The 25,736-nt window shown below is 42.2% G+C and carries 21 protein-coding genes; 12 read left to right on the top strand and 9 right to left on the bottom strand.

Annotated features, from left to right (window positions below; translation table 11 throughout):
* Window positions 1–23 precede the first annotated feature (23 nt).
* A complete protein-coding gene (locus ICL16_RS10680) occupies window positions 24–866 on the top strand; it encodes a hypothetical protein (RefSeq protein WP_190827203.1) in 843 nt (280 codons plus the stop codon).
* Between the two features lie 210 nt (window positions 867–1,076).
* On the opposite strand, the gene ICL16_RS10675 is transcribed toward ICL16_RS10680, so the two are convergent.
* Together ICL16_RS10675 and ICL16_RS10670 are read right to left on the bottom strand one after the other, a co-directional pair.
* Window positions 1,077–1,232, bottom strand: a complete 156-nt coding sequence (locus tag ICL16_RS10675; RefSeq protein WP_190827433.1) for a hypothetical protein — start codon at window positions 1,230–1,232, stop codon at window positions 1,077–1,079.
* Window positions 1,187–1,411: a transposase domain-containing protein gene (locus ICL16_RS10670; RefSeq protein ID WP_238360712.1), complete on the bottom strand. Its 225-nt coding sequence runs from the start codon at window positions 1,409–1,411 to the stop codon at window positions 1,187–1,189. Before ICL16_RS10670 ends, ICL16_RS10675 begins: the two co-directional genes overlap by 46 nt.
* Window positions 1,412–1,595: 184 nt before the next feature.
* Between ICL16_RS10670 and ICL16_RS47665 the strand changes: the two genes are divergently transcribed.
* Window positions 1,596–1,745 carry a hypothetical protein gene (locus tag ICL16_RS47665; protein ID WP_190827201.1) on the top strand — a complete coding sequence of 50 codons (150 nt, stop codon included), beginning with the start codon at window positions 1,596–1,598 and terminating at the stop codon, window positions 1,743–1,745.
* A 70-nt stretch (window positions 1,746–1,815) separates the two neighbouring features.
* Window positions 1,816–2,055: a toprim domain-containing protein gene (locus ICL16_RS47660; protein ID WP_420485268.1), complete on the top strand. Its 240-nt coding sequence runs from the start codon at window positions 1,816–1,818 to the stop codon at window positions 2,053–2,055.
* A 92-nt stretch (window positions 2,056–2,147) separates the two neighbouring features.
* Here ICL16_RS47660 and ICL16_RS47655 read toward each other — a convergent pair whose 3' ends face one another.
* A complete protein-coding gene (locus ICL16_RS47655; protein WP_190827197.1) occupies window positions 2,148–2,555 on the bottom strand; it encodes a M23 family metallopeptidase in 408 nt (135 codons plus the stop codon).
* Between the two features lie 76 nt (window positions 2,556–2,631).
* Here ICL16_RS47655 and ICL16_RS10650 point away from each other — a divergent pair, with 76 nt between their 5' ends.
* The 6 genes from ICL16_RS10650 (at window position 2,632) to ICL16_RS10625 (ending at window position 13,257) form a co-directional block, all read left to right on the top strand.
* The gene (locus ICL16_RS10650) at window positions 2,632–2,832 is read left to right on the top strand and encodes a hypothetical protein (RefSeq protein WP_190827195.1); all 201 of its coding nucleotides are present in this window, start codon (window positions 2,632–2,634) and stop codon (window positions 2,830–2,832) included.
* 246 nt (window positions 2,833–3,078) lie between these two features.
* The gene (locus ICL16_RS10645; protein ID WP_190827193.1) at window positions 3,079–6,618 is read left to right on the top strand and encodes a WD40 domain-containing protein; all 3,540 of its coding nucleotides are present in this window, start codon (window positions 3,079–3,081) and stop codon (window positions 6,616–6,618) included.
* A gap of 110 nt (window positions 6,619–6,728) precedes the next feature.
* Entirely contained in the window at window positions 6,729–7,001 is a 273-nt protein-coding gene (locus ICL16_RS10640) for a hypothetical protein (protein ID WP_190827191.1), read from the top strand.
* 159 nt (window positions 7,002–7,160) lie between these two features.
* Window positions 7,161–8,171, top strand: coding sequence for a CHAT domain-containing protein (locus tag ICL16_RS10635; RefSeq protein WP_190827189.1), 1,011 nt, complete (start codon window positions 7,161–7,163; stop codon window positions 8,169–8,171).
* A 94-nt stretch (window positions 8,172–8,265) separates the two neighbouring features.
* Complete coding sequence (locus ICL16_RS10630; RefSeq protein WP_190827188.1) at window positions 8,266–12,846, top strand: WD40 repeat domain-containing protein; 4,581 nt, start codon at window positions 8,266–8,268, stop codon at window positions 12,844–12,846.
* A gap of 207 nt (window positions 12,847–13,053) precedes the next feature.
* On the top strand, window positions 13,054–13,257 hold the full coding sequence (locus ICL16_RS10625; protein WP_190827186.1) for a hypothetical protein: 204 nt from the start codon (window positions 13,054–13,056) through the stop codon (window positions 13,255–13,257).
* 51 nt (window positions 13,258–13,308) lie between these two features.
* Here the strand turns inward: ICL16_RS10625 and ICL16_RS10620 are convergent, their stop codons facing one another.
* The 5 genes from ICL16_RS10620 to ICL16_RS10595 all read right to left on the bottom strand — a co-directional run bounded on the left by ICL16_RS10620 (window position 13,309) and on the right by ICL16_RS10595 (window position 23,246).
* Window positions 13,309–16,929 carry a hypothetical protein gene (locus ICL16_RS10620; protein WP_190827184.1) on the bottom strand — a complete coding sequence of 1,207 codons (3,621 nt, stop codon included), beginning with the start codon at window positions 16,927–16,929 and terminating at the stop codon, window positions 13,309–13,311.
* A 332-nt stretch (window positions 16,930–17,261) separates the two neighbouring features.
* On the bottom strand, window positions 17,262–19,037 hold the full coding sequence (locus ICL16_RS10615) for a vWA domain-containing protein (protein WP_190827182.1): 1,776 nt from the start codon (window positions 19,035–19,037) through the stop codon (window positions 17,262–17,264).
* Window positions 19,027–20,091: an AAA family ATPase gene (locus tag ICL16_RS10610; protein ID WP_190827180.1), complete on the bottom strand. Its 1,065-nt coding sequence runs from the start codon at window positions 20,089–20,091 to the stop codon at window positions 19,027–19,029. The genes ICL16_RS10615 and ICL16_RS10610 overlap by 11 nt, the downstream gene beginning before the upstream one ends.
* A 230-nt stretch (window positions 20,092–20,321) precedes the next feature.
* Complete coding sequence (locus ICL16_RS10605; RefSeq protein ID WP_190827178.1) at window positions 20,322–21,902, bottom strand: helix-turn-helix domain-containing protein; 1,581 nt, start codon at window positions 21,900–21,902, stop codon at window positions 20,322–20,324.
* Window positions 21,903–22,271: 369 nt separating this feature from the next.
* Window positions 22,272–23,246 (bottom strand): hypothetical protein, encoded by a 975-nt coding sequence (locus tag ICL16_RS10595; protein WP_190827174.1) that lies wholly within the window; start codon window positions 23,244–23,246, stop codon window positions 22,272–22,274.
* Between the two features lie 336 nt (window positions 23,247–23,582).
* Here ICL16_RS10595 and ICL16_RS10590 point away from each other — a divergent pair, with 336 nt between their 5' ends.
* Both ICL16_RS10590 and ICL16_RS10585 read left to right on the top strand, forming a co-directional pair.
* Window positions 23,583–24,110 (top strand): helix-turn-helix domain-containing protein, encoded by a 528-nt coding sequence (locus ICL16_RS10590; protein WP_238360710.1) that lies wholly within the window; start codon window positions 23,583–23,585, stop codon window positions 24,108–24,110.
* Between the two features lie 368 nt (window positions 24,111–24,478).
* Complete coding sequence (locus ICL16_RS10585; protein WP_190827172.1) at window positions 24,479–24,622, top strand: hypothetical protein; 144 nt, start codon at window positions 24,479–24,481, stop codon at window positions 24,620–24,622.
* A 174-nt stretch (window positions 24,623–24,796) separates the two neighbouring features.
* On the opposite strand, the gene ICL16_RS10580 is transcribed toward ICL16_RS10585, so the two are convergent.
* Window positions 24,797–24,976, bottom strand: a complete 180-nt coding sequence (locus tag ICL16_RS10580) for a hypothetical protein (protein ID WP_238360709.1) — start codon at window positions 24,974–24,976, stop codon at window positions 24,797–24,799.
* Window positions 24,977–25,122: 146 nt separating this feature from the next.
* Here ICL16_RS10580 and ICL16_RS10575 point away from each other — a divergent pair, with 146 nt between their 5' ends.
* Entirely contained in the window at window positions 25,123–25,596 is a 474-nt protein-coding gene (locus ICL16_RS10575) for a hypothetical protein (protein ID WP_190827170.1), read from the top strand.
* The last annotated feature ends 140 nt before the right edge of the window (window positions 25,597–25,736 follow it).

Here is a 25,736-nt window from a genome sequence, read left to right as displayed (position 1 = left end):
AAGTTACCTGAAGGGAAGGACAGATGAAAAAATTAAAAACTATCTTACTTGCGTGCGCTTTTTCTTCGTTAACAACAACTGCTACAGTACTTTCCCCGTTGCGCACACTGGCAAAAACACCAGCTTTGCGCATCATTGGGCAAGAGGCAGCAGTAGCAAATACTACAGACGTACCAGTTTGGTCTGGTCGTTCCACGGCTATTGATTTTTCCCAAACCAACGAAGTCATTACTTACATTTTAATAGCAGATCCTTCACGCACTGTTTACAACACTGATGCTGAACTTAGCAGTAATCAGGCAAAAACCGTGTTTTTAAAGGTGATTAAGCCGTTGCGCTTCCCAGGCGCTACTTCAACATTGATAACTAATTTGTCTATCAAAACCCGCACTCCAGATGGACAACAACACCTGTATACTTTCAATATTGTTCAAAGCTCTGGCACACCCACTTACAGTGGCATTTCTATATCCCCGATAACTCCTGGAGTCGAACAAACTTGGCTGGTAGGAAGTAACCAAGTTGCAACGCTTAGCGACATTGAACGGGGTTTACAAGTTGCGATCGCCTCAGGCTATACTGCTAACAACGACCCGGTTGTCTTTAAAGTGCGTGAATTTTTGGCATTGGCACGGAACACAACGCCAATTCCCAAAGCTGCCCAGAGTGTCAACCTGCCGTTATCCGTGGTTTCATCTTTAGGACAACTGGGACTTGAAAAATCCCCAATTGAAGTTCGTGAAGCACCGTCACACCGAACTATATTGAACCCGAATCCAGCTAACCCAAATTATTACATTCAACTTACTCCATCTCAAACTATAGTCTTTCCTAGTTACAGCAACAAAAAACAACTTAACCGCTAAAAATTCTTAACCGTTATTTCCACTTATCACTACACGCGCCCAACTGGGTACGTTGAATGAATAGCCTAATTCACGCACTTCAATTTTACGAGTGTTAGTAGCTTAAAAGATTAATATTGGCGGTTACACTGTAGAGGTAGGCACGCCTTTATGTATAAAAAGAAATTTCCAATACCGTAAATTGCACTTGCTTTAAAAGCGTTGCTATCATTAGTCTATTTGAGTTAACTTTTCAAGCTCTTGAATAATAGGTGATTTCTCAGATGCAAAACCTGTTTCTTGAAGTTTTTCACTTAACTTGCAAAGGTATTTAATCACATTCATTCTACTAACTTCAGGCTGCACATCATAATCATTGCTATCCATGAATTCATCAATTTCCCTGAGCATAAGACTAAGGTTTCGACTGACTTCACTAACAACTTCACAGCGATGATGAGACAGATGACTAGATGTGATGGTAAAGCTCGTTTTCGCTCTTGATGACTATGTGTGTCACTAATTGCTTGTTCAATAGTAACTGAAGGAATAGCAGTTTCGCGCATCTTTGAGTACTGTACCTGATTCGACCACAGGTAGTTGCGGTGAGAATTCTTTGAGTTGCATTTGTTCTCAGTACACGTTGGGGACATACTTCAGTTTACCTGGTTTTGAGCTTAACCGAACCGTATTGGTCAGTGGCTTGCAGTACAGCAATACCTCAGCCAACAACGCCGATTGCCAAAAGAAATGGTGCAAGCCCTCCATAACCAGGGTTTGGTTTATGCTGACTCCAACCAAAATGCCGTATTCGGAATGCGATCACTCGCGGGAGAAACTACGGAACATTCTTGCGAGGAACCAGGGGGAAAGACAACACCTTCATGGGATACCTCGTAGCATCAAACGTGCAGATGGTTGGTTCTATCTCAGATTGGGTGGCTTGCCTGATGATGAAATCCAGCGAGTTGTGCTAACAAAATCCCCCATTGATGCCCTGTCACTAGCAACAATAGAAGGAATCCCACAACAAAAGACCATGTATCTAGCAGCTGATAGTGCCAAGAGCTTACCTGTGAAATACTTGAGAACCATCCCAAAAGTGATAGCGGCTTATGATAGTGATGATGCTCTTAATGAGATAGCTTTGGCGATTCAGGAACAGCTGCCAGAAACTGAAAGGGTACGTATTACAGGTCGCTACATCTAGGTTCCTATATGGTTTCTGCTGGGCTAGAAGCTCAGGATGCGCGTCGGCAAAGGTATCGGTATTAACCTAGTACTTACCGAGGTTAGGGTTGCTCACGGACACTTATTGTGGCTAGTGACGTTCCGCCATGTTTGACCGTTCTTGCTTCCGTAAGTGATCCCGTTGAAAACGGGCTTAACTCTCTCAGATCCCTTGTACCCCCATGAGGCTTTTCCGTCTTTGTTCGAGTCGTAACCGAACTCGAAGTGGAGATGGGGATGACCGTTGGATGTGGGACCGGTCTTGCCAACCTTTCCGATCACAGTTCCCAACTGGACTTTGTTTCCAACCTTGACAGATCGGGACTGGAGATGAAGATAGGTAGTGAACCAGCCACCACCGTGATTAATCTGGATGACGTTGCCGGCGTTTTCGTGGTAAAAGGACTGGTTGACAGTTCCGGACGCAGGAGCCAGAAGAGTGGCACCCTCGGTTCCCTTCTGGTCGGGCTCTTTTACCATGTCTAGCGCAGGAGCGTGCGCCCAAGTATCCAGCCGCCACTTCTGTTTGCAATAAAACGGCAATTGCAACCTCGGCTTGGCAGCCGCCGCCGATGTAGTTTCCATTGACTCTAGTGTAGAAGGTGTAACTTCTTCTTGGGAAGTTGTAGGATTGGCTTCCTCTGCCGATGGTGTTGACTCTGGCGTAGAAGGTGTAACTTCTTCTTGGGAAGTTGTAGGATTGGCTTCCTCTGCCGATGGTGTTGACTCTGGCGTAGAAGGTGTAGCTTCCTTTTGAGAGCTTGTAGGTTGGGATACTTCTTGAGCAACGGCAGGAACGACAGCCGGAGTTACGAGTAAAGCTAGCCCGACTACAGTAGCGGAAAGCGATTTAAAATGCATTTTCTGTGTCCTTTCATTTATTGAAGGTATGTATTCATCAAAATCTTGTGGTTACTGAGTTCCAGCCTGAAAATGACTCAGTTGTTCTGACTTATGACTGACTTGAACGTGTAAAATTTATATAGTTGCCTGCAATGTCGCTATGCCTAGATCGCTCAAAGTTCGTCGTGATTGCATTGAGAAAGTTAAATTGGCAGTTAAGCGTAATGGCTTTCCCAGCCAAAGAACTTTGTCTGAGGAGGCAGGACTGGCTTTAGCCACAGTTAGCAACTTCCTGACAGGGAAACCCGTGGATCATGCGACTTTTGAAGAACTTTGTCAGAAATTAGCGCTCTGTTGGAGAGACATCGCTGATTTGGATTTTGAGGCTCCATCAGTAGCTATAGATCAAAATGGCGAGAGAAAAACTAAAAGTATTCACCAGGACTGGGGAGAGGCGATTGATGTCTCGGTGTTTTACGGGCGTACTGAAGAACTTGCGACTTTAGAACAATGGATTGTGAATGAGCAATGCCGACTCGTCACTGTAATTGGGATGGGTGGCATTGGCAAGACGGCTTTATCTGTGAAAGTGGCACAGCTAGTGCAGGACAATTTTGATTATTTGATTTGGCGAAGCCTGCGTAACGCTCCACCAGTTCAGGAGCTTTTGGTAGAATTAATTTGCTTTGTGTCTCAACAGCAAGAAACGAATTTGCCAGAGACTGTAGATGGTAAAATAGCCGAGTTGCTTAAGCATCTAGGTGAAAAACGCTGCTTTCTCATACTGGATAATGCGGAATCAATTTTATGTACTGACAAAACCTCCGGAGCCTATTGTCCAGGATATGAGGAATACGGGCAACTGCTTAGATGTGTAGGTCAGAGCAGCCATCAGAGCTGTTTATTGTTGACTAGCAGAGAAAAACCCAAAGGACTTAGTTCCAAAGAAGGAAGACATCTGCCTGTTCGTTCATTGAAATTAAGCGGATTACAGCAGGAAGAAGGTTATTTCATTCTCAAAGAAAAAGGTTTTGCTATATCAGAAAACAAAAGTCGAGCATTAATAGAACATTATGCAGGAAATCCTCTAGCGTTAAAGATTGTAGCGACGACTATTCAAGAATTATTTCAGGGTGATATTTCTCAATTTCTAGAACAAGGTATCGTTATTTTTGGTGACATTTCCGACTTACTAGAGCAGCAGTTTAATCGCCTGTCGATTTTAGAACGGCAAATTATGCATTGGTTGGCGATTAATCGAGAGTGGGTTTCGCTCTCCCAATTACGAGAAGATATTGTTCCACCTCTTCATCAAAAGACTTTATTGGAAGCTTTAGAATCTTTACAACATCGTTCCCTGATTGAAAATACGAGAGCAAAATTTACTCAACAGTCGGTGGTAATGGAGTATGTGATTGATAGATTTATCGACGAAGTGAATCAAGAATTAACCACCGGAGAAATTGCGCTGTTTCATACCCATGCCTTGATAAAGGCTACCAGTAAAGATTACCTGAGAAATGCTCAAATTCGCCTGATTCTCAAGCCTATTGCTGATAGATTGCTGGCTCAATTTACAAATGTCGAAAACCACCTAAATCAGTTGTTGTCGAACCTGCAAGTTTTGACATCTCGAAAACCTGGATATGCAGGCGGAAATATTCTCAATCTACTTTGGCAGCTTCAAGTCAATGTCAGCGGTTATGATTTTTCTAACTTAACCATCTGGCAAGCCTACTTACAAGGCATGAACTTACATCAAGTCAACTTTACAAACTCAGATTTAACTAAATCAGTTTTTACTCAAACTAATGCAGGTATTTTATCAGCTGCCTTTAGTCCAGATGGAAAGCTGTTAGCAACAGGAACTGATAACGAAATTTGTTTGTGGCAAATTGCAGATAGCCAACAACTTATTTATTACAAAGGACACATAGCGTGGGTGGTATCCGTTGCTTTTAGCCCAGATGGTCAAATTCTGGCAAGTGGCAGTAATGACCAAACGATTAGGTTATGGAATGCCCATACAGGGCAGTGTTTAAAAACACTGCGGGGTCACACCAGTTGGGTGCAATCAGTTGCTTTTAGCCCAGATGGTCAAATTCTGGCAAGTGGCAGTAACGACCAAACAATAAAATTATGGGATATTCATACTGGGCAATGTCTCAAAACTCTTAAAGGACATACAGGACGGGTACTTTTTGTTGCATTTAGTTCATTAAATGAACAAACTTTAGTTAGTAGTGGCGAAGACCAAACCGTTAGGCTGTGGAATATTAGTGATGGAAAGTGCTTGCGGCTTTTGGCGATTGGGATCAATTGGATACTGTCTGTAGCCTTAAGTCCGGATGGACAGACACTAGCAGTTGCTAGCGAGGGTAACACAGTTAAGCTATGGAATATACAGACGGGAGAACGTGTCAAAACACTACTTAATTACAGCAATTTTGTGTGGGCAGTTGCCTTTAATGCGGATGGTCAGGTATTGGCAACAGCAGGTGAAGATAAAACAGTAAAAATCTGGAATGTCTCAACAGGAGAATGTCTACAAACCTTACAGGAACATACCGAAAGGGTTTGGTTAGTCGTTTTAAGTCCAGATGGGCAAACATTGATAAGTGCAAGTAATGACAAAACAGTAAAATTATGGGATTTTCATACTGGGCAATGCTTGAAAACGCTAAAAGCTTATAGCAATTGGGTATCCTCTGTTGCCTTTAGTTCGGATGGTCAAATCTTGGCAAGTGGCAGTGAAGACTACCAAATTAGATTGTGGAATGTATCTACAGGTTACTGCCTAAGAACATTGCAAGGGCATACAAACATTGTTTCATCAGTTGTATTTGCTCCAAATATGGCTGCTAGTGAACCATTACATTCGATTTTGGCAAGTGGTAGCGACGACAAAACCATTAAGCTTTGGGACACCTTTACTGGTGAATGTGTAGGAACTTTGTGGGGACACGGTGATTGGGTACAATCTGTAAATTTTAGCCCAGATGGTCAAATTTTGGCAAGTGGTAGTCGCGACCAAACAGTAAAGCTTTGGGATTGGCGTACTGGGGAGTGTTTACACACGTTGTATGGACATACCCATAGAGTTAAGTCAGTGGCTTTTAGTCCCCAAAAAAGTATCCTAGCAAGTGGCAGTGATGACCAAACCATCAAACTTTGGAATGTTGCAGAAGGCGCTTGTCTGGAAACTTTGAAAGGACATGAAGATTGGGTACTGTGGGTAGCTTTTAGCCCTTGTAGTAGATTGCTTGTCAGTGGTAGCGGCGATCGCACAATCAAATTGTGGGATATCTCTACAGGGGAATGCCTGCAAACTTTGACTGGACATAGCAATCGAGTCAGGTCAGTTGTGTTTAGTCCAGATGGTCAAAAATTAGTTAGCTGTAGCGACGACCAAACACTCAAGCTTTGGGATAGCAGTACAGGGGTAAATTTGAGAACATTTGAGGGACATCAAAAGGTAGTATGGTCAGTTGCTTTTAGTCCAAATGGACAAATGTTAGCTTCAGGTAGCAAAGATGAGACTATAAAGCTTTGGAATATGGATACTGGACAATGTCTCAAAACCCTAAGAGCAAATAGACCTTATGAAGGGATGAATATTACTGGTGCGATTGGTTTGACCGCAGCCCAAAGAGCAACCCTCAAAGCGTTGGGGGCAGTGGAATTCGATTCATCTCAGTAACTAATTTAAATTACTTTTTGTAAAGTTACTTCTTTAAGTTAGCTCCTAGCAAAAATGGAAGCTCTACAATCAAAACATATCAAGCAACTAGACTATTACTAGATGCAATTATGGATGAAAACAATTTAAAATCCCAACAATCTGCTGAGGCGAAAAGTACAGACAAGTTCGTTGCGGAAACTGAGGTCGTCAGAAAGCCACCTGTACTAAATAAAATGACTGTTGAAGATTCTTCTGATGATTCTCGCGATCCAACCGTGCAAGACAGACCCTTATCGGAGGATTTAATCAAGGCTGCTATTGCTCAAAAAATGGTGGAGGAAAAGCAAAATCAAAGAAAGCTGATTATTCCTACTGATGCTCAAGTTGAGACATCAGATTGAAAGGGAGCAAGCGGAAAATGCCACTCAAAATTGTTAATTAATTTAATAATTCATGTAAATTATTAAATTTTGTCACAAAAAGTTGTTGAAGACAGGAGAAAATTTTGAGAGTAATGTAGTCATACAGCAGATACTACAAAAATTTGTTGCTCAAACTTTGTGAAAAAAATTTTAATTTTATCAGCAAACCCTAAAAACACAGACAAGCTGCGTTTGGACGAAGAGGTACGGGAAATTCAGACAGCACTCAGACAAGCCAAAAATCGCTCTGAGTTTGAAATAGTGACTGAGTTAGCACTAAGAGTTGACGACTTACACCGGGCACTGTTAGACCACCAACCGACGATTGTTCACTTTTCTGGACATGGCGCTGGAAGTCATGGCTTAGTTTTAGAGAACAATTCTGGGCAAATGCAGTTAGTGAGTACAGAATCACTAGCAAGATTATTTGGATTGTTTCAAAAACAAATTGAATGTGTTTTCCTCAATGCCTGCTATAGTGAGGCTCAAGCTCAAGCGATTCACCAACACATAGATTATGTAATTGGTATGAATCAGACGATAGGTGATAAAGCGGCAATTAAGTTTGCTATTGGATTCTACAATGCACTTGGTGTTAACAAATCCTACGAAGATTGTTTTGAATTCGGCTGTGCATTGATTGACTTACAAGGAATTCCAGAATCACAAACCCCTATACTCAAAGCTAGAAAGCGTCCCTCTGTCCCTGTAAAAGAGACAGACCCCAAAATAACTACTCCAGAAGAACAAAACTCGCAGCCCAAACATATGGGGGGAATTTCTCAAAATGTTAGCGGTGGTTATGTGCATGGTGGGATGCAGGCAGCCCAAGGTAATAATAATCAGCAAATTTCAAACACTTATGCTTCACAAGAACAAAAACAAACTCTCGCCGAAGCTGTAGCAGAAATTCAGCAATTGCTAGAACAGCTAAGCCAAACTTATCCCACTGACACAACTCTTGGGAAAATGACCATAGCTACAGAAGCTATTAAATGTTTTGAAAATAACCCGATTTTGATGCAAAAAATAACTAGTGCATTAAAAGACGGAAGTATTTTCACTTTCAAACAGTTGCTCAATCATCCAGCAGCAGATTTTACTATCACTGCTTTAGAGGATTGGCACAAAAATAATTTGCGAAAGTAACAATTTTACTTAAAAAAGTATTAACTAATTTTGTCATAATTATACTTTTGAGTCGCATTGCTAATTTTTTTAATGGATGTGCGGAAAAAAAGCCATGAATAAAGTACCTTCATCAGAAGAAAATTCTTTACTACCTCCTCATCAAGGTATTCAACAAAATGTTGAACAATCAACAATAAAAGGAGGTATGCAGAGTAATCAAGGTAATAACAATACTCAGATTCAAGACAATAAAAGAATTGTTGAGCAAACTATTAAAAAAGCACAATACGTCGCTAACACGGGGGAAGGAAATGCTGTAATTAATATTACAAACTATTATTATCGTGAAGATATTAAGGTAGCACCAGTTACGTCAGCTGACACCAATACTGATGATAATCTTCCATGTCCTTATCGAGGTTTATTTCATTTTGGTCCCAATGATGCCGAATTCTTCTTCGGACGCGATGTCTTTATCGAAGAACTGATTCAAGCGACTGTAAAGCGTAACTTTATTCCTGTACTAGGTGCATCGGGAAGCGGGAAATCTTCAGTGGTGTTGGCAGGATTGATACCAAAGTTACAACAACAAGGTTGCTGGCTGTTTACTCACTTTCGCCCTGGTTCAGACCCCTTTCAAGCTTTGGCTGAGTCCCTAGTTCCTTTGTACACATCTGGTGATGCTACCGTGCAGATAGCCCAAGCACGAGTATTAGCTAAATATTTTCACGATGATAAGGTGACACTTTCTGGTATATTTTCCCATATTCGACGTCAGCATCCCAATCATCGAGTGCTGTTAATTGCTGACCAATTTGAAGAACTTTACACTCTGTGCAACGATGAAAAAACCCGCACTAGTTTCTTAGACACTTTATTAGATGCCTTTCAATCTTCTTCCGGTTTCCAATCTCCTCCTGTGTTAATTGCAACAATGCGGGCAGATTTTTTGGGAAATGCTTTATCTTATCCTCCTTTTGGAGATGTGTTGCAGAATACTGATATCAAAATCAGGTCGATGAACCACTCCGAACTTTCACAGGTGATTGTAAAGCCTGCTGAAATATTAGGGATCACCTTTGAAGCGGGACTAGTGGAACGCATCTTAGATGATGTAGAGGATAAGCCGGGAAATTTACCTCTGCTGGAGTTTGCCTTGACGCTATTGTGGCAACAGCGAACGGGTAAACAAATAACTCATACAGTTTATGATGCAATTGATAATGTGCAAGGCGCTCTAGCCCGCTATGCAGATGAGATTTATGATAAGCTGAGTGCGACTGAGCAAGAACAGGTGCGGCGGATTTTTATTCAATTGGTGCGTCCGGGAGAGGGAACAGAAGATACGCTCAGGTTGGCAACAAAAGCGGAATTGGGTGAAACAAGCTGGGCATTGGTCACAGAAATAGCTAATGCACGATTAGTAGTTACAAGCCGCAATTCTGCTGATCAAGAGACAGTAGAAGTTGTCCATGAAGCACTGATTCGTAATTGGGGTAAGCTGCGGCAATGGATGGAAACAGACCGCAGCTTTCGTGCTTGGCAAGAAAGACTACGGGCAGCAATGCAGCAGTGGGATGCTACTAGTAGGGATGAGGCAGCATTGTTGCGTGGTAAGCCCTTGGCTGATGCTCAAGAATGGTTACAAAAGCGTCCAGAAGAGTTGACAGCAGAGCAGGAATACATTCAAACTAGCTTGGCATTACAGAAAAAAGAGCGCGAACAGCAAGAGCGTCAAAGACAAAGAGTAATTGCAGGGCTTACTAGCGGTTTAGTAGGAGCATTGTTGTTAGCTGGGATCGCTGGTGTAGGTTGGTGGCGTGCAAATGTAGCTGAGACTAATGCTCGAATCCGCGCTCTTGCTTCGTCATCAAAAGCACTTTCGGCTTTGTATAAAGAGAGAGCAAGTACTTTGGAGTACGCGCTTAAATACAGTGAAAAGCTTCCGTCAAAGGAAGAGAAAGATGCTTTATTAAATCAACAGAACAATGCCCTGATAAACGCTATCAAAGCAGGAAGGGAAGTGCAACGAGCAGGGTGGGTAGAAGCAGGTACGCGCATTCAGGTTTTAAATACGTTGCAAAGGGCAGTGTATGGAGGATATAAACAGATAGAAGAAATTAAAATTCCTGAATGTTTCTCCTCTTCTCTGAAGGGTGTTGTGGGCTCAAGCCCTGACGGTAAGAAAATCGTTTGTACCACTTATGACGGCACGGTAAGACTATGGGAACGCACTACTAGCAGAAAACTCAAAAACCTAAAAGGTGATTTAGACTGGGTGGGTGATGTCCGATTCAGCCCCGATGGCAAGACCATTGCTTCTGGTAGTATGAGTGATGTCAAACTGTGGGACCGCACTACTGGCGAAGAAATCAAGACTTTCAAAGGGCATTTAAGTGAAGTAAGTTCCATCAACTTTAGCCCTGACGGTAAGACAATTGTTGCTGGGAATCTCGACGGTACAGTAATAGTATGGGATGTTATGACTGGCAGAGAACTCAAGACCCTTAAAAGTCATTCCGGTGAAGTTGAAAGTGTCAGCTTCAGCCCCGATGGCAAGACTATTGCTGAAAGTTCTATAAATACGCTAACACTTTGGGATATTTTAACTGGTACAGAACTTAAAACTTTTACCTTTAAATTTCGTAATTATGGCTTCCAATTCAGTCCAAATAGTAAGGTGATCGCTTTTGCTGACAATGACAAAACAAAACTGTGGGATATCACTGCTGGTAGAGAAGTTAAAACGCTCTCTAGTGGTAATCCTACTTTCAGCCCTGATAGTAAGACAATTGCTACCACTGATAACTCTGAAAGAAAATTGAATCCAAACTCTAACAGCAAGGACAAATTTATCGGTAAAGGCTATGTGAAACTGTGGGATGTTTCAACAGGAAGGGAACTTCAAACTCTCCAAGGACACTTAAGTGTAGTTAATAATATTACCTTCAGCCCCGACCGCAAAACACTTGCGTCTGCCAGTTCTGATAATACAGTAAGAATATGGGATATTGCGACTGGTAAAACACTCAAAATCCTCCAAGGACATTTAGAGGCGTTAGATGTTAGCTTTAGCCCTGACGGCAAGACGCTTGCTGCTAGTAATGCAGACACTCGTACAGCTGTGCCTTACAACTTTCTTATTAAAAATTCGGTGAATTTATGGGATGTTTCGACAGGCAGAGAAATCAAGACTCTTATCCAAGGGGATCTGTTAACTAAAGTTAATAGCATCCACTTTAGCCCTGACAGCAAGATACTTGCTGCTACGTATCGTGATGGCACGACAAAACTGTGGGATGTTTCGACGGGTAGAGTACTCAATCTCCCTAGAGAGCATGATTTCCGAAAAGATGTTAATAACATCATGTTCAGTCTTAACAGCCAAATGATTGCTTCTGCCAGTGCTGACGGTACAGTAACTCTGCAAGATAGCATGAATGGCAGAGACATCAGAACACTCAAAGGGCATTCAAATTGGGTAAATGATGTCAATCTCAGCCCTGATGCCAAGACAATTGCTACCGCTAGTGCTGACGGTACAGTAAGATTATGGGATCTCGCCAGTGGTAGGGAAATCAAAACTCTTGAAAGTCACTCAGGCGAGATGACTAGCGTCAACTTCAGCCCTGACGGCAAGACAATTGTTACTGCTGGTGCTGACGATAAGGTGAGACTGTGGAATGTCTCTAGTGGTAAGGAACTCAAGCTCCTGTCAGGATATTCTCACAAAATTATTAGGGTAGGGTTTGCCGACAAAGGCGGTAAAAAGATTTTTGCTAAAAATCTTGATGGTACAACGGAACTTTGGGAAGCCTCAACAGGTAGAGAATCAGACTTCTACAACGGGGAAATCTTGAAGACTGGTGATTTCAGTTTCAGCGATGATGGCAAGACGATTGTTACTGTAAACTGGGACGGTATCGTGAGATGGCGGGATATTTCAACGAGCAGAGAAACCAAAACTCTCAAGGTAAGTTTCCCCGTTGCACATAGCGCCAGCTTTAGTAAAGACGGCAAGATGATTGCTGCTGCAACACCTCAAGGTATTGTATTGTGGGATATTACAACTGGTAAACAACTCAAATCCTTCAAAGGGCATTCGGATTGGTCAAAGAACGTTATTTTCAGTCCTAACAGTAAGCTGATTGCTGCTTTCAGTTCTGATGATAAAGCCACAGACAGAACAGTGCAATTGTGGAATATCAAGACTGGTGAAGAAATTAAAACTATTAAAGAAAATTTCAATTTGGTTAATGACATCAGCTTTAGTCCCGACAGTAAGACGATCGCTTTTGCTAATCGTGACAGTACGGTGAGACTATGGGATATCGCGACGGGCAAAAAAATTCTTACCCTTAGAGGACATAAAGATAACGTTTACAAGGTTTATTTCAGCCCTGATGGTAAAACTATTATTTCTCAAGGTTATGACAGTTTGAAATTCTGGGATATTTTCATGGACAAAGCAGAAGTTGGAACTTATGATAGCAAGGATTATTCTTTTTCTTATGCCTTTAACCTTAATGAGAAGACGCTTGCTTTAGTTAATCGACAAGGGTTATTACTATTGAATTTTGATTTAGACGATTTAGTGCGGCGCGGTTGTAATCAAGTGAGCGACTATCTAAAGACAAACTCTGAGGTTAGTGAGAGCGACAAGCACCTTTGCGATTACGATATTATAGGCTAACCACAACTCTCAAGAATTATCGGCATGAGATCGCTCCAACGCTCGCACTGTTTTAGTGTCGCAATTCTAAGCAGTGTTCAATGCAGGCGTTGCTTGAGAAATCGATACCAATGCTCAGTGAAAAGAGCAGGGGGTGCAGGGGGAGAAAGAGTTAATGGAGGTTAACTCTTTTGCTTCCCCAATCCCTTGCACCCCTGCTTGTCAGAGATGGGTTCCGCCTGGGCATGCGGAGTCGAGATTGGTCTTGACCCACCAGTTGTTGTCGGTGCTGCCGACCTAAATTTTCGGACTCTTGGTTTGGTAGAGGACGTAGTTCGTCCTCTTGTTCTAGGTTCGTGTATGGTTTCTACAGGGCTAGGAGTTCAGATGGCATATAATATCATATTCATGGCTCTCAATGGAGCTGTTTGACGTTCATACAGCTTATGCCCTAAGAGCTTTTTTTACTCAATTACCAACTTTTCAAACTTCCTCTAAGGCCGCAATAATTTTCGCTTGCAGTTTCAAGGGAGTTGTTTCTAAAATCCACTCCCAATACTGGTTGTCTAGATACTTCTGCCAAGAAAATATTTCTTTTAACAATACGTCCGGATCATCATACTGTGTTAGTAACTCCATTACAGTGCAGACTATAGAATGAGCTTCTTCTGGTATCCTACATGACTCATACTCAGAATTATTCCTAGTCGTATAAGAAGTATTTAATAACGAAAGGAATATTTTTAACCACTCCTTCCAACTACCACCAAACTCAGTTGCTAACTTAGAGATGTAACCCTGGCTGATACCAGAAACTGCTTCAACAGCCGACTGCGTAATTTTCTGTCCTATTTCCCAAAGTTCTTTTACCGCATTCTTCACCTTCCACCAAGATTTCTCATCTAGTGAACCAGCTTCAATAGTGATGTCGGATGCTTTAACACATTCTACTTGGGGTGATAAAAAGCTCAGGTCATAATCAGCACAGAAATAGAAGTAAACTTGCTGCATTGGGCGATTATGTGATCGCAATCTTCCAATCGCCTGTTTAATCTCTGCCTGTGTTGCCCAATCTACGAACCGCTGGAATTTTTCTCCTACAGACTCTGGGCTAAAATCGCATCTGCCTATGGTTAGATATAGCGCCTCTAAAGAACCGATATTTTGGTAGGGAATGCCAAAAGTGGCTAAGGCAGTAATATCTTTGAAATCATTCGATCCTCGACTGTCTCTAAACCAACCTCCATCACCTTCATTACAAAACTTCACAAAATCTATGAATTTAATGTCGGGGTGACGTACCAAAAACTCCTGCCTGAGTGCATGTACCCTACTTTGACAAAAATCACTCCTCTGTTTGGAAACTTGTCCCAACCCTGTAACTTGAATGATTTTCAAATTCTTACTAGCAGATACCTCTTGCTCTACCGTTAAAATATCATCTGCATCAACACCCATCCACCAACACAAATAGTCAGGGGTGGCTGTAGCATCCAAGTAAATGTTCCATCCCGCAGCTTGAGCTATCTGGGCGTGTCTTTCATTACGAGTGGAAATCAGAAGTTGGCTTTGGTTTATCCGCAAAGCACCTTTAATTCGTCTTCCCCAGACTTGTAGAAATGGCACAAACCAATTAAGAATAACATCAAACTGAATTTTCTGTGTTAGTTCAAAGTTCTTGTCGCCAAAGCGTTTTCGCAATTTCCCAGGTAAATCATTCAAGTCAACCCCATACTCACAAGTGGTGTTGAATAGGGAATTTAAATTGGGGTTGAGAATGGACATCGCTTGAGTAATAATTTCATCCAAATTTTCTGGTGGGTAGCCAAGCATCTCTCTAACTGCCGCATCATTCCACCCGTGGAGGGGTTGCTTTATTTCTCCTGTTAAGCAGTAGCGCAGTACCATCCAAAGTGGCTGTAACTGGATGTTAATTTCGGGATAATGAATAGCCAATTCTGCTATCACCTGATTCAAGTCTAGTAGGCTTGCGGCAATGGAACCAATTGGTTGTACCGTGCGCATCGCTTCATCCCAGAAGTTACCACAATTTGACCAATCATAGTCGTTTGTATCTGGGGCGCTGTCGGGATGTGTGACAATGCGTAAGCTCTCCAAAGTCTCTCGTCGCTGCGATTTGTGTCCAAACCCAGTTCCTGAAACAGAACGACACGCTTCTAGTAAATGACAAGTGCTGCAAACGGGATTTTCAGGTCCTTCATCAACTAAGATATTTTTGTTCCGTAGCGCTGTAAAGACCGAACTACGATGGCAGTTACCTTTTGTGTCAGGAACTTCCCCATTTTTGGGCCATCTCAAATATGGTTTACCATTTGGTGTATAATCCCACACCATCCCTGAATTACGAACTTCTAGATAACTGTAATTGCGCTCAACAGTTTCTGTGGTAACATTTCTGGCATGAGATGTAAAGTACCACAGCTTATCCACTCCAAAAGCTTTTGGAGTGGCAATGCCTGCATCATGGCTTTTGAATGTCCCGGTGGGGCTATTGTCTAAAATGTGTTTCCATCCCAGTGCGATCGCCTCAGTATAAACTTGCAACCGCTGACCTTTCTTAAATACAATTTTGGGTGGAATAGCACAATCACCGATTCTGGGTAACTTCCCTGGTTTGTACTCAATCGTATTGTCCTTTTGATTCTCATCTAAAGTTTTGTCAGCGGTTTGGTGAGCAGGATTTTTCTTGCCAAAACCATTCTTGGGACGATATCGCTCCACCATCCGCCGGAACCACAGCTTGAGGTTGTAGAGCATTCCCCACTCGCGATCATCAAAAGCTAACTGCTTCTGGATTGATTCGGGACATAGAGCAAAGAAATCGGATGGCGTAATGGTTTGGTCATTCCAAACTACAATTACTTGATATCCACCTTTGCGACACTGTGAAATACCTTTTGCATAGTGGCGAATTAAATCCAGGTTTTTTATGGAGTCTTCTCGTGGGCGTAACTCGATCTGGCGATCGCTTAATAGGTGGAACGAACCTTGTTTGAGTAGTTGGTTAATTTGGCGATGAGTATGGGATTGAGAAAGATAAGCAGCACTTGTAATTAGTTTAACTTCATTTTGACGACCTGCCGCAAGTAATTCGTCAATATCCAAATATTCTTTGGTGTCCAGTTGCCCCCAATCACCCACACTAATCCGATATCCCCATTGATGGCAGCGTTGGAGAGTTTCTTCGTTGGCTTTGGCAATATGAGTATTTAGTATAGCTCCAGCATCGGGCATTAACCTAATTTCTTTAGGACGCAATCGCTTGAGGTAATCTTTTAAGGTTTTCTCTCCGTATCTAGCAGCACTCGCGGTGCCAATGACGGCTATATCAGTTTGCCCAGTTCGCCATAAGAACAGGGCTGTAAGTAGAGATTTGAGCGCCCCTTCACAAAGAATCACCACTTTCACATTTTTGGTGTCAGGGTGTTTCCAACAAAATAGGGGCAGTTCTCCGTTCGGTAATTGTGGTCCGTTTCCTCCGTAGTTGATACCACTCAGCCAGATATATTTGGGGTCATTTTGCAGTGTGGCAATTTGGAACCCGGTGATGTGAAAGTCGGGATCTAGGGCAGCGATCGCTATCCCCGACCTTCCTAAAAGTTTACCATCAGGGGAAATGCCTGGAAGCTGGGTGGTTACACCATTAGGAGCGTAAAGTCCGGGTTCCCAAGTCAGAAGCCAACCTAGTTCAGAAACCCAGTTAATTTCTTGAGTACTCAACTGCCTTCTTTGCTGGAGGTGGGTGGAGTGTTGAGTACTCAAAGTTGTTACAGTTGCTTGTCGCAGCAATTGGAATTGGCGATCGCGTTCCTCTATACTCAATCGTTCCTTGACTTTAACATCAATGGAATAACGCTGCTGTTGGGAGTATGCTGGCGTTTCTTTTTGGTTACTGCCGTCGTCTAATACAAACAAACCGCCCATGTCGTTACGTAGCAGCGTCAGGAAGCGGTATCCAACGGGAGCGTCCTGTTGACTAAAACTTCGCAAACACTCAATTAAACCATCTTCTCGTATGGCGCAGCCGTGGTGGTTGCCGCAGACAGGACAGAGATTACGTTTGCTTGTGTACTGACGTTTCATAGGGGCATTCAAAAGCAGAGCTTTAAACTCGCAAAGAGGCAAAATTTTTGTGCCTTTTAAGAATACCGTCCTGCTTTTTTCGGCTAAAAAAGTACTCACGGATCAAAATGATCAAGATGATCAGTTGAGTACTCAAAGCTGAAAAGCTTATACTGTAAGCATTTCAAAAAATCACTATCACACGAGGGGGCGTTACTATCACACGAGGGGGCGTTACTATCACACGAGGGGGCGTAATTGAGTACTCAAAACAAACAAAAATCCCCAGGAATCTCGCGCCTGTGGGCGTATTACAAAACTGATATGCTCCCGTCGAAAACCGCTATAACAGCTTATTTGATTCTAAAAACCTTCCCTTTAGGGATAAAGGGTAATTGCCGACTTACAGGAATTAAAAAAGCATGTTCCAGACGGATGTGTAAATTATCGCAATATCCGTCAGTAATAATTAGTAATGGTCCATTTTTGGGAAAATCCTCTGTTCTTTCCAATAAATCAATTCCTGGCTGTAAGACAGTACCGCCTCTACCCCTGACTTTGACTCTCTCTGCCAAGGCTTCTGGTGCTAAATAACCTTGGTCGTAAGCAACTGCATCGCAGAAAACGACCCGCACAAAAGGAACATCATGAGAAATACTATAAGAAGCGATCGCTCCCAACGCCTTTCCCAACAACTCCCGTTCCATTGAACCAGAAGTATCTAATATTACCCCAAATGTCCGACCTTCTTCTGCATTGCTATCCGGTACATAACGAGGACGGGGAATATCAGGAGTCGCTGACTGACGGCGACTAGGACGAGCATAAGACCTAACTTTGATTAGAGGAGAAAAGTAATTATCAAACCACTTAGCCAATTCCACATCCCAAGGAATAGGAGGGTGACTCAAAGCGTTAATCTCTTCAATTAAACCTGCTGGCAGATAACCTCGGTTCTGTTCATGGTGATAGACGAGTCCCTGACTCAGACAACGCCGATAAAACTCATCCAATCCCATGCCATCATCATTCGTCCACCAATCTGGTACTCTTGGTTCCAAAATGTCACATTGCCCTATACCCCGCAAGGTAGCTAGTTTACGATAGAGGCGCAAATCTCTGACTATTTGGTCATAAATTGCCTCGGCTGATAAACCCTTCAAATCAACATCGTACAATACACCTACTTGGGGTAGTTCCCCCACACCCATTTCTACCAGCCAAGAATTAATAACATAATCACAGGCAACGTTCCACAGATAGGGATCTCTTCCTTGACGACGAGCGTCATGTCTGAGTCCTACATGTAACAATTCATGAGCCATCACAAATCGGCATTCTTCATTAGCTAGTCTGGCGGCAGGATTGATAAAAATTTGTTTGCTTTCTACATCAACAGCTGCCACGGAAATCTCCAGACGCTGACAAACTAATGGATCTTCAATAATCTCAAAATTAGCTGCTAAGGCTCCCAGCAGCGGATAGCTGTTAATGAACCAAGACTTAGCTCTTTGTGCAGGGGTATCTTTTTGGCTCTGTCCTAGCAATGGTTCGCGTCCTGCGGCTATACTTACTGCACTGGTAACGGCTCTTGTTAATCCTTCTCCAAAGCCAGCTTGCCAGTCAAAGCTATGACCCCAAGAGTTAGTTTTAGGAGATTCTATAATCATGTCAATGAAGTTATATCCAGGAATGCCCCGTTCGCAAAACTCCTGGTATAAGCTTTCTTCATTACGGTTAGAGAAGTTGAGGGGAAAGAGGTATTCCTCTGGACTAGATCCCAATTTTAGATCGGCAAGAAACTTCGCATTAAAGTAATTGCAGGCGGCGTTCCATTCCCGAAAGTGTGCGCGTTGTTGGAAATGACCAAACCCCAAATGCAACAGACAATGAGCGAGTACATACATCCATTCTTCTTGTGAGCCACGTCGTGTAGGATGTACGTGAATTGTACCATTACTAGTCACTACAGCCCAGCCTTGTGGGGGACATTGATTTCCTTGCTGACGAATGATGTGAGCGCGGCAAAGCGTTGCGAAAATGGGATGTTGTGCGAGGAGGTGATACCCCTGCTCAAATTGTATTTTGGCAATATCCCGTGTTGTTGCTTGGTTTTTTTTACGTGCCATTTTCTTTTTTAACCAAACGTGGTAAATCTCTGACAATTTCTACCATCAGCCAACTGGGTAAGGCTTCTCCTTTTTCGGTTTCGGAAACAACCATTTGTGCAATCTCGAAGCTGATAGCAGCTAGATCCTTCAGCAGTCCTTTGGCACGATAAGCTAGGTCTTTGTGATTGCCTATCATCGCTTGACGTTCTTGGGGCAATTCCTTGATGAGTTGAGCGCGGAATGACTGAGCCAGAAAATAGAGGACATCCCTATCTTCTGGCAGATGCGGCCATCCAATCTCGCCTTTGAGGATAGCTGTTAGCTGGTACTTACTTTTAATTTGTTTAATGAAGCCTTTGAACTGGGTAGCATGATGGGGGGAAAGACACCCCGTAGCGAGAACTTCTAGCCAATGATCTGTGAGGCGCGAGCCATACTCATGAAGAATATCACTCAACATATGCCAAGAGCGTGGAGTCGAAAAAGGTTCTTCATGTTTAGGAGGTTGACTCCATAGATGATCGGGGCGAGTTTGGATATATTCAATCACCCAGGGATGAATATTATGATTTTTTGCCCAATCCAGCCAGTCTCGGTGGGACACTTTCAAATGGACATGAACCATGCGGTTGAGCAAAGGTGAAGACATGGGCTTAACGATGGCGCTATCTTGAGCGCGATTGCCTGCACCAATTACGATTGAAGCTTTGGGAAGATAATACTCACCAATTCTCCGTTCATGAATTAGGCTGTAGAATGCCTTTTGAACTTCGTGAGAACAAGCGTTAAGTTCATCTAAAAACAAACAATAGGGTTCATCCCGTGCAATCATTCTTGGTGGGCAGAAGCGACTCGTTCCATCTATAATCTGCGGCACGCCAATTAAGTCTTCTGGTGCTAGTTGACTACCAAGTAGTGAAACGCAAGGTATTCCTACCTCCTTAGCAAATCCTTCTACCAACGATGATTTGCCGATTCCTGGCGCTCCCCAAATAAAAACAGGGCGCACTACCGCCACATTAAGCAGAAATTCTGAGAGTTGTTTTTGAGTGACTGTAATAGCTGGGTTCATTGGATATACATCGGTTTAACTCACAGAAACTTCCCCAATTTTGGAATGATTCCAATATAAGCGTCCTAATTTAGCTTTGCCATTCCACCCTAACAAATGTCTGTGGTAAACGTCTTCTGATCTGCTATGGCAATCTTAACTGAGTTATGAACATTACTTTTTTATGAACCGCCAAGACGCCAAGAACGCCAAGAAAAGAAACACTTGTGTTTACGAATCATTTAGGACGGCTATATCTTGCAGCTAGCCATATTTAACACTTCCGTGAGTTTGACAGCATATTTTTCCGGAACTGGCTTATCTCTACCTTCGGTTTCGATGTCTCGTACCCAACTTTGACTCATACCTATGGCTTGAGCAAGTTGTCTCTGATTCATATGCATAGCTGTTCTAGCTTGCCGTACAATATCCCCCGTAAGCTTGCTTGTTTGGGGTAACTCAATGATTTGTGGAGTAGTGCTTGCTTGGGGAGGTGTTTCTACTAGTTCGTTCGTGCTGGCTGAAGTGGAACTAGGGTGATTTTTTGTTTGGCATTGAGAATTTTTTTTAGGTGGGTTAGTTTTTGAGGTTTTAAATTTATTTAGATTCCTTTGGATTTCCGGTGGCAGTTTAAAGATTAACTTTGCTGGAAATAAAGAGTTTTGTATATAGTTATCTGGCAGCCTTTTAGTTCCAAGTAGCTGCTGATTTCTCTGTTTAGTAGGCAGGTTGCTAAGTTCATCTGGCATTGCCCATGAAGGGCGCAGCCAGATGGGGTAGGTGCGATCGTCAAACTCAATTTTGATCCCAACTTTATCTTTTAAAATCAGTAATGCCTCTTCTAGGGTTTCTTTAAGTCTCGCGCCATACCTATAATCACTGAGTGCCTGTTCAATGTCAGATGATGGCATAACGTTACTTAATAAGCTATTAATTGTGTAAATACCACTTTTATGAGCGCGACTATTTTGTATAATGTATAACGCTAAGCTACTGGCTAGCTTATGGCGATGCGGATCTATATCGAAGACTTGCTTTGGGATAAACCCGTACTGATACAGTGCGGTTCTTGATTGCTCACCTTGATAATTGAGGAAGTTGTAAGTCCAAAGACCTGGTTGTACACGGATTATAACTTCGTAAAGTTCATCTGAGTCGGCGAATAGATTTGGCTGACTATATTCCTGCACGCTCACTATCCAAAGTAGGCAGCGCTCTTTGATGCACAGGTTTAACTCTCCTTCATACCAGTGGATGACTGCACCAAGAGTTCCAACAACCACAGCCAAATCCGCTATAGCTTTCAGTTTTTGTGATTTTGTCAGCTTTTTGCTTTTGTATACCTTTAGTATTTTAATTAGTTCCGAACCTTGTAGAACAAACGGCTGCTTCCAAGGTTGTGCTTGAAGGGCAGCATACGTAGCAAACACTGCATGAAGTCTTGCCGCCATCACGCCGTATTGCTCAAGAATTTTATGTTCGGCACTGTTACAGATGTATTGCGGTTGATGCTCCTGTTTGTGAAGTATGTAAAACTCTATATAACGACCCTTCCCGAATGGTTTTTGGAAGTAAAGGCTGCCATTATCGTACTCACTCCAGTCAGGATGCTTAAGGTACGCTTGAGTAGCACTGATAATTGGTGCACTTGTTGCCGTCATCTCGTCGTTTTTGTTTGTAAATAGCGGTGATTCTGTTAATGGTAGTTTCTTGGTTTTCCTAAGATGCTTGTTAGTTTTTGCTGCCTGCGGTACTTCTAACCCAGGAATTACCATTTGGCGGCTTGGTGATTGAAAGTTGGCATACTCTTTCCTATTGTCTTCTACCAGCATCAGTTTTGCCCTCCCCCCGAATACGGAACATTAAACAGGGTGTTGTGACTGGCGTTGGGCTGGAGAATTCTAAGAATGTAGACGACTGGAAGTAACAGCAGTCGTAATTTGTTTGGGTTGAATTCAGGGATTAATGGTTGTTTGCGAATTGTAGTCCGAATAATACACTTTGTCATATAAAAAGCAGACAGTAAAATTTGTGACGCACCCAGGTGGTAATTGCCTCACTATGCGTTAACCGTTGTGTTCAACTAATTGAAGTTGGGAGCGAATCTCCAACGAAGACGAGTGCGCAGCAAAAACTGGGCGTCTATAAAGAAGCGATCGCGATCGCTCTTTTTCAACTCCCTATTCAGCAGTCACTCCAAACTAGGCAACTTCCGATACAGAAACATCGATAAAATCCTGATGAAGCGCACGAGGTGCAGCATGACTTGCAAAAATTGCCTCTTCTAAAACTTTCGCTGCCCAGTCCACAACAACCAAGCCGGACTCTTTAGCTGCGTCTTGCATTAAGGATTGCAAGTAAGCGGGAAGCTGTAGAGTTAGGGAAAAGGTTTCTCGTAATGGTAGCCTGGTCTTTTTGATTTCATCTGACTCTGCTCCTCGATAAGTCCACAGCTCACATTCGGCTCCCCTTTGATAACCATCTTTCTCGACGAAGTTCAATTTCCCCAACTGGTAGCAATAAAAGTTGTGGGGGTTGTCTATAAACTCGTGGCTGCAATGAGCGCAATTCCAGCAGCACTTTACTGATTCTGTAGAATTTTTAGTTAATTGCACTTGTTGATCAACAGTGTTCTTGTTCCTGGGCGTGGGAGGCGCAGAAGATTTGTGGTATTCTCTCGCAACTTGGGCAACGTGAACAGCTGTAACTTTGCCACTTGGAGCCGTAGAAACCGCTTTCTTCCAAGCTTCTCGTTGTTGTTCAGGAGGGAGCGCTGTCAAAGGACGGGCTTGAGCTTCATTAAGGGGAAGAATTTGTGCGCAATTGCGCACATTCTCAACCACCATAGCAGCGCCGATCAACTGGTAAGCTGAACGCCGAGATATCTCCCAGCGAGTGATGCAATATTCTTCAAATGTTTTGTAGTTTTCCCGATAAAGACGTTGATCTCGAATCTGACTTAAGGCTTGCCCTATTTCCCAAAACGCTTTTAAGCCAAGTTCTACTTTAATTTCTAACCTCCTCAGTTCTGATACTTCAGCCTCACTGAGTAGATCTTCTCTACTCAACGGGTTTTGAACATTAGTCTCTGACGCCACTTGTTCACTAGGTCCACTATTGTGGGTGAGAGTGTCGTCAAGTGTATTTAAATCTACAGTAGAGTTAGAGGATGACATTGATATGTTTTTTCCTCCGACAACGTTGAAGTTTCATGACCTGAGGTTAACTACGTCATTTTTGATGGCTGTACATACCAAACTAGGTTTGCACCGTGCAATATTTAGCCTTGCACAATGCAAAAATAATTACATCATCGCTTAATCTTTCTTATTAATTAGATTTCGTATAGAGCAATACATAAATAATCTTGTAATTATGGTAAGTAAACTTCCTGTGATAAGTTCTTCCTGTGACTGAACACCTGATGGGTCTGCTGGGGTAGTTAAAATCCTTGTAAATGTAAGAGTTTTTGTCTTAAATTAGTTAAATAGGGTAAATGATTAAACTCGAAGATGCCTGATCCTAGCCGCGCCCTTTTGCTCAGGTTAGGAAACGGCGGAATAAAGGCTAAGGTAGTTTATATAAGTATGACCGCTAAAGTAACTTTTTTGACAGTTGAGTCTGGGGCTTCTAATATGCAGGAACGCCAAAATCGACTAGCTAAGTTGATTGAACAGCTACTACAAGAGGGCTGGACTCAAACTACTTTAGCCGAGGCGATTGGTGTAGATTTCTCAACCGTACATCGCTGGTTGAAGAGTAAAACTATTCCCGAACCTGATTCCAAAAACTTTCGGCAATTGGCGAAGCTGAGTGGTGGTAACAGTAGATCGCTACAACTTTATTTAGATGGTGAAATGTCTCTATCAGCCTACCGTCAAGGTTTAGATAAGAAATTATCTGAGGAAGTAAAAAACAGTAAAAGCTCGGCTTCTGAGCGAATTAAGAAAGAAGTTTTAGCAAAAATTTATTCACTAGATCCAGTAGATATTGTAGAAGTAATTTCTTCAAGTGTAGCGTTTCTAGCAAGACAGGAGTAAAATAATTATAGTTGTAACTAATTAGATAAAAATTGTTTTTAAATACTTAGAAATGTCTCAGTTGGCAGGACTCAAAATACATATTAATAAATTTATTTAAGGAATGAAATTCGGATTTAGTATTTCTTGTTGCACTCCAAAAATACATATAGTGTGTAGGTAAGTAAATAAAGTTGCTCTGCATATCATCAAGTGAGACAAGACAGATACTTGAGAGTGCATGAATCGACTGACTAAAGAAGATACAATACAAAAGAAATGCCAGGTTTACCATATCGGTAGTCGCACAAAGGAAGAACTACTACACCTGATAAGTCACGCATTCCAAGTCTCCTAAACTTGTTTGCCGATCTATAACCTCCACTACTTTGGCAGCTTTGGAGCTTGAGCAGATATTAAATACACTGCGATCGCTTCCTTCTGAGGCAGTGGCGCAAGTAGTCAATGTGGGGGTGGAGACATTAGTGAGGCGAAGTACTGCTACCCAAAGTTCTTTAACTAAATCGGCATAAGGTTCCCATTATAACAGTACTCTTATCTGTATCATAACGTTTACACTGGGATTCCAACTCTTCCACCTTTAAAGCAAATTGTTTGACGGCTTCACTGTCTACACTAATGCTGTAGGAGTTGACTCCTAGTACAAGATTTGCTTGACATCAGCTAGCCTGCTCCCGCAACTGACGCTAATACAAACCTGGGTTGAGAATTTCGGTTTTTCCCGTCCAAAGGTTTTTGGTGGTAATTCTGCCAATTTCCCCGATACAACAACCTAAGTAATAAAGCAGGATAAAAAGTATCCAATGACGCTGACTAAATTCTTTGGCAGTGTCGTCTAATTTGTAAACTTTGCGATCCGAGAGCACCCGTTCTGTAGTAATGTCGTCAATACATTACTTGAAAATTCCAGGTTTGCCCTAGTGAATATATAATAGCAAGCTATCGCTTGAAAGGATTTGAAGCTGGCAATCGCTACACATAAGCCAGTTAAAAAGAATTAGGAGTTTTTCAAATGAACGTACAAGAGATTTTGACCACTGCATTCCATGCAGTAACTATCTGTTTTACTTTGGTCATTGCTTACTGCGAAATCACTAAGATTCTGTCTTTAAAGAAAGCATTGCAAGTATCAGAATCATATCAGTTGCAATTAAATTTATCGAATAACATAGCATTGGTGGATCATCCAGTAGTATCTCCTAACAAGAATACATACAAAGAGATTGACCAAGAACCAATATTGCTACCACCAGTAAATGAAGATAAACCTATTGATTTAACTGAATTTAGAAATCTACTAAAGCCAATAAAGTTTGCTAAACCCCAAATGGATTTTACCAGGATGACTCTAGAGCAGTTACGAAAAGAATGTAGTCAAATGGGAATTAAATGGAGAGATGCAGTGACGGATATAAAAACAGGTAGAAAGCGGCATTTACGTAAGTCTGAGATAGTAGCAGCACTGCAACAAAAGCTGAGTGCGTAAGATAAATCTCCTGGTGTTGTTGAACGCCAGGAGATACCAAAAAACTGTTCTCAAATTTTAATTAAAGTATGAATGTTTGAAAAATTAGGTTGAGAGTAATGAATTGAAAATTCAAATTATCGTGGAGAAGATTATGACAG

Origin of the sequence: Iningainema tapete BLCC-T55, from assembly GCF_014698965.1 — a bacterium.
Classification (GTDB): Bacteria; Cyanobacteriota; Cyanobacteriia; order Cyanobacteriales; family Nostocaceae; genus Iningainema; species Iningainema tapete.
Note: the sequence above shows the minus strand (reverse complement) of the source record. Positions and strands in the feature narration are given on the sequence as shown.

What these genes read in the sequence shown, in the direction of transcription:
- ICL16_RS10610 (WP_190827180.1), bottom strand. Translation starts at nt 20,091, where the DNA reads ATGAACCCAGCTATTACAGTCACTCAAAAACAACTCTCAGAATTTCTG.
- ICL16_RS10680 (WP_190827203.1), top strand. Translation starts at nt 24, where the DNA reads ATGAAAAAATTAAAAACTATCTTACTTGCGTGCGCTTTTTCTTCGTTA.
- ICL16_RS10575 (WP_190827170.1), top strand. Translation starts at nt 25,123, where the DNA reads ATGAACGTACAAGAGATTTTGACCACTGCATTCCATGCAGTAACTATC.
- ICL16_RS10620 (WP_190827184.1), bottom strand. Translation starts at nt 16,929, where the DNA reads ATGAAACGTCAGTACACAAGCAAACGTAATCTCTGTCCTGTCTGCGGC.
- ICL16_RS10590 (WP_238360710.1), top strand. Translation starts at nt 23,583, where the DNA reads ATGCCTGATCCTAGCCGCGCCCTTTTGCTCAGGTTAGGAAACGGCGGA.
- ICL16_RS10615 (WP_190827182.1), bottom strand. Translation starts at nt 19,037, where the DNA reads ATGGCACGTAAAAAAAACCAAGCAACAACACGGGATATTGCCAAAATA.
- ICL16_RS10625 (WP_190827186.1), top strand. Translation starts at nt 13,054, where the DNA reads ATGGGTTCCGCCTGGGCATGCGGAGTCGAGATTGGTCTTGACCCACCA.
- ICL16_RS47665 (WP_190827201.1), top strand. Translation starts at nt 1,596, where the DNA reads ATGGTGCAAGCCCTCCATAACCAGGGTTTGGTTTATGCTGACTCCAAC.
- ICL16_RS10640 (WP_190827191.1), top strand. Translation starts at nt 6,729, where the DNA reads ATGGATGAAAACAATTTAAAATCCCAACAATCTGCTGAGGCGAAAAGT.
- ICL16_RS10645 (WP_190827193.1), top strand. Translation starts at nt 3,079, where the DNA reads ATGCCTAGATCGCTCAAAGTTCGTCGTGATTGCATTGAGAAAGTTAAA.
- ICL16_RS10670 (WP_238360712.1), bottom strand. Translation starts at nt 1,411, where the DNA reads ATGCGCGAAACTGCTATTCCTTCAGTTACTATTGAACAAGCAATTAGT.
- ICL16_RS10595 (WP_190827174.1), bottom strand. Translation starts at nt 23,246, where the DNA reads ATGTCATCCTCTAACTCTACTGTAGATTTAAATACACTTGACGACACT.
- ICL16_RS10675 (WP_190827433.1), bottom strand. Translation starts at nt 1,232, where the DNA reads ATGGATAGCAATGATTATGATGTGCAGCCTGAAGTTAGTAGAATGAAT.
- ICL16_RS10630 (WP_190827188.1), top strand. Translation starts at nt 8,266, where the DNA reads ATGAATAAAGTACCTTCATCAGAAGAAAATTCTTTACTACCTCCTCAT.
- ICL16_RS47655 (WP_190827197.1), bottom strand. Translation starts at nt 2,555, where the DNA reads ATGGTAAAAGAGCCCGACCAGAAGGGAACCGAGGGTGCCACTCTTCTG.
- ICL16_RS10605 (WP_190827178.1), bottom strand. Translation starts at nt 21,902, where the DNA reads ATGCTGGTAGAAGACAATAGGAAAGAGTATGCCAACTTTCAATCACCA.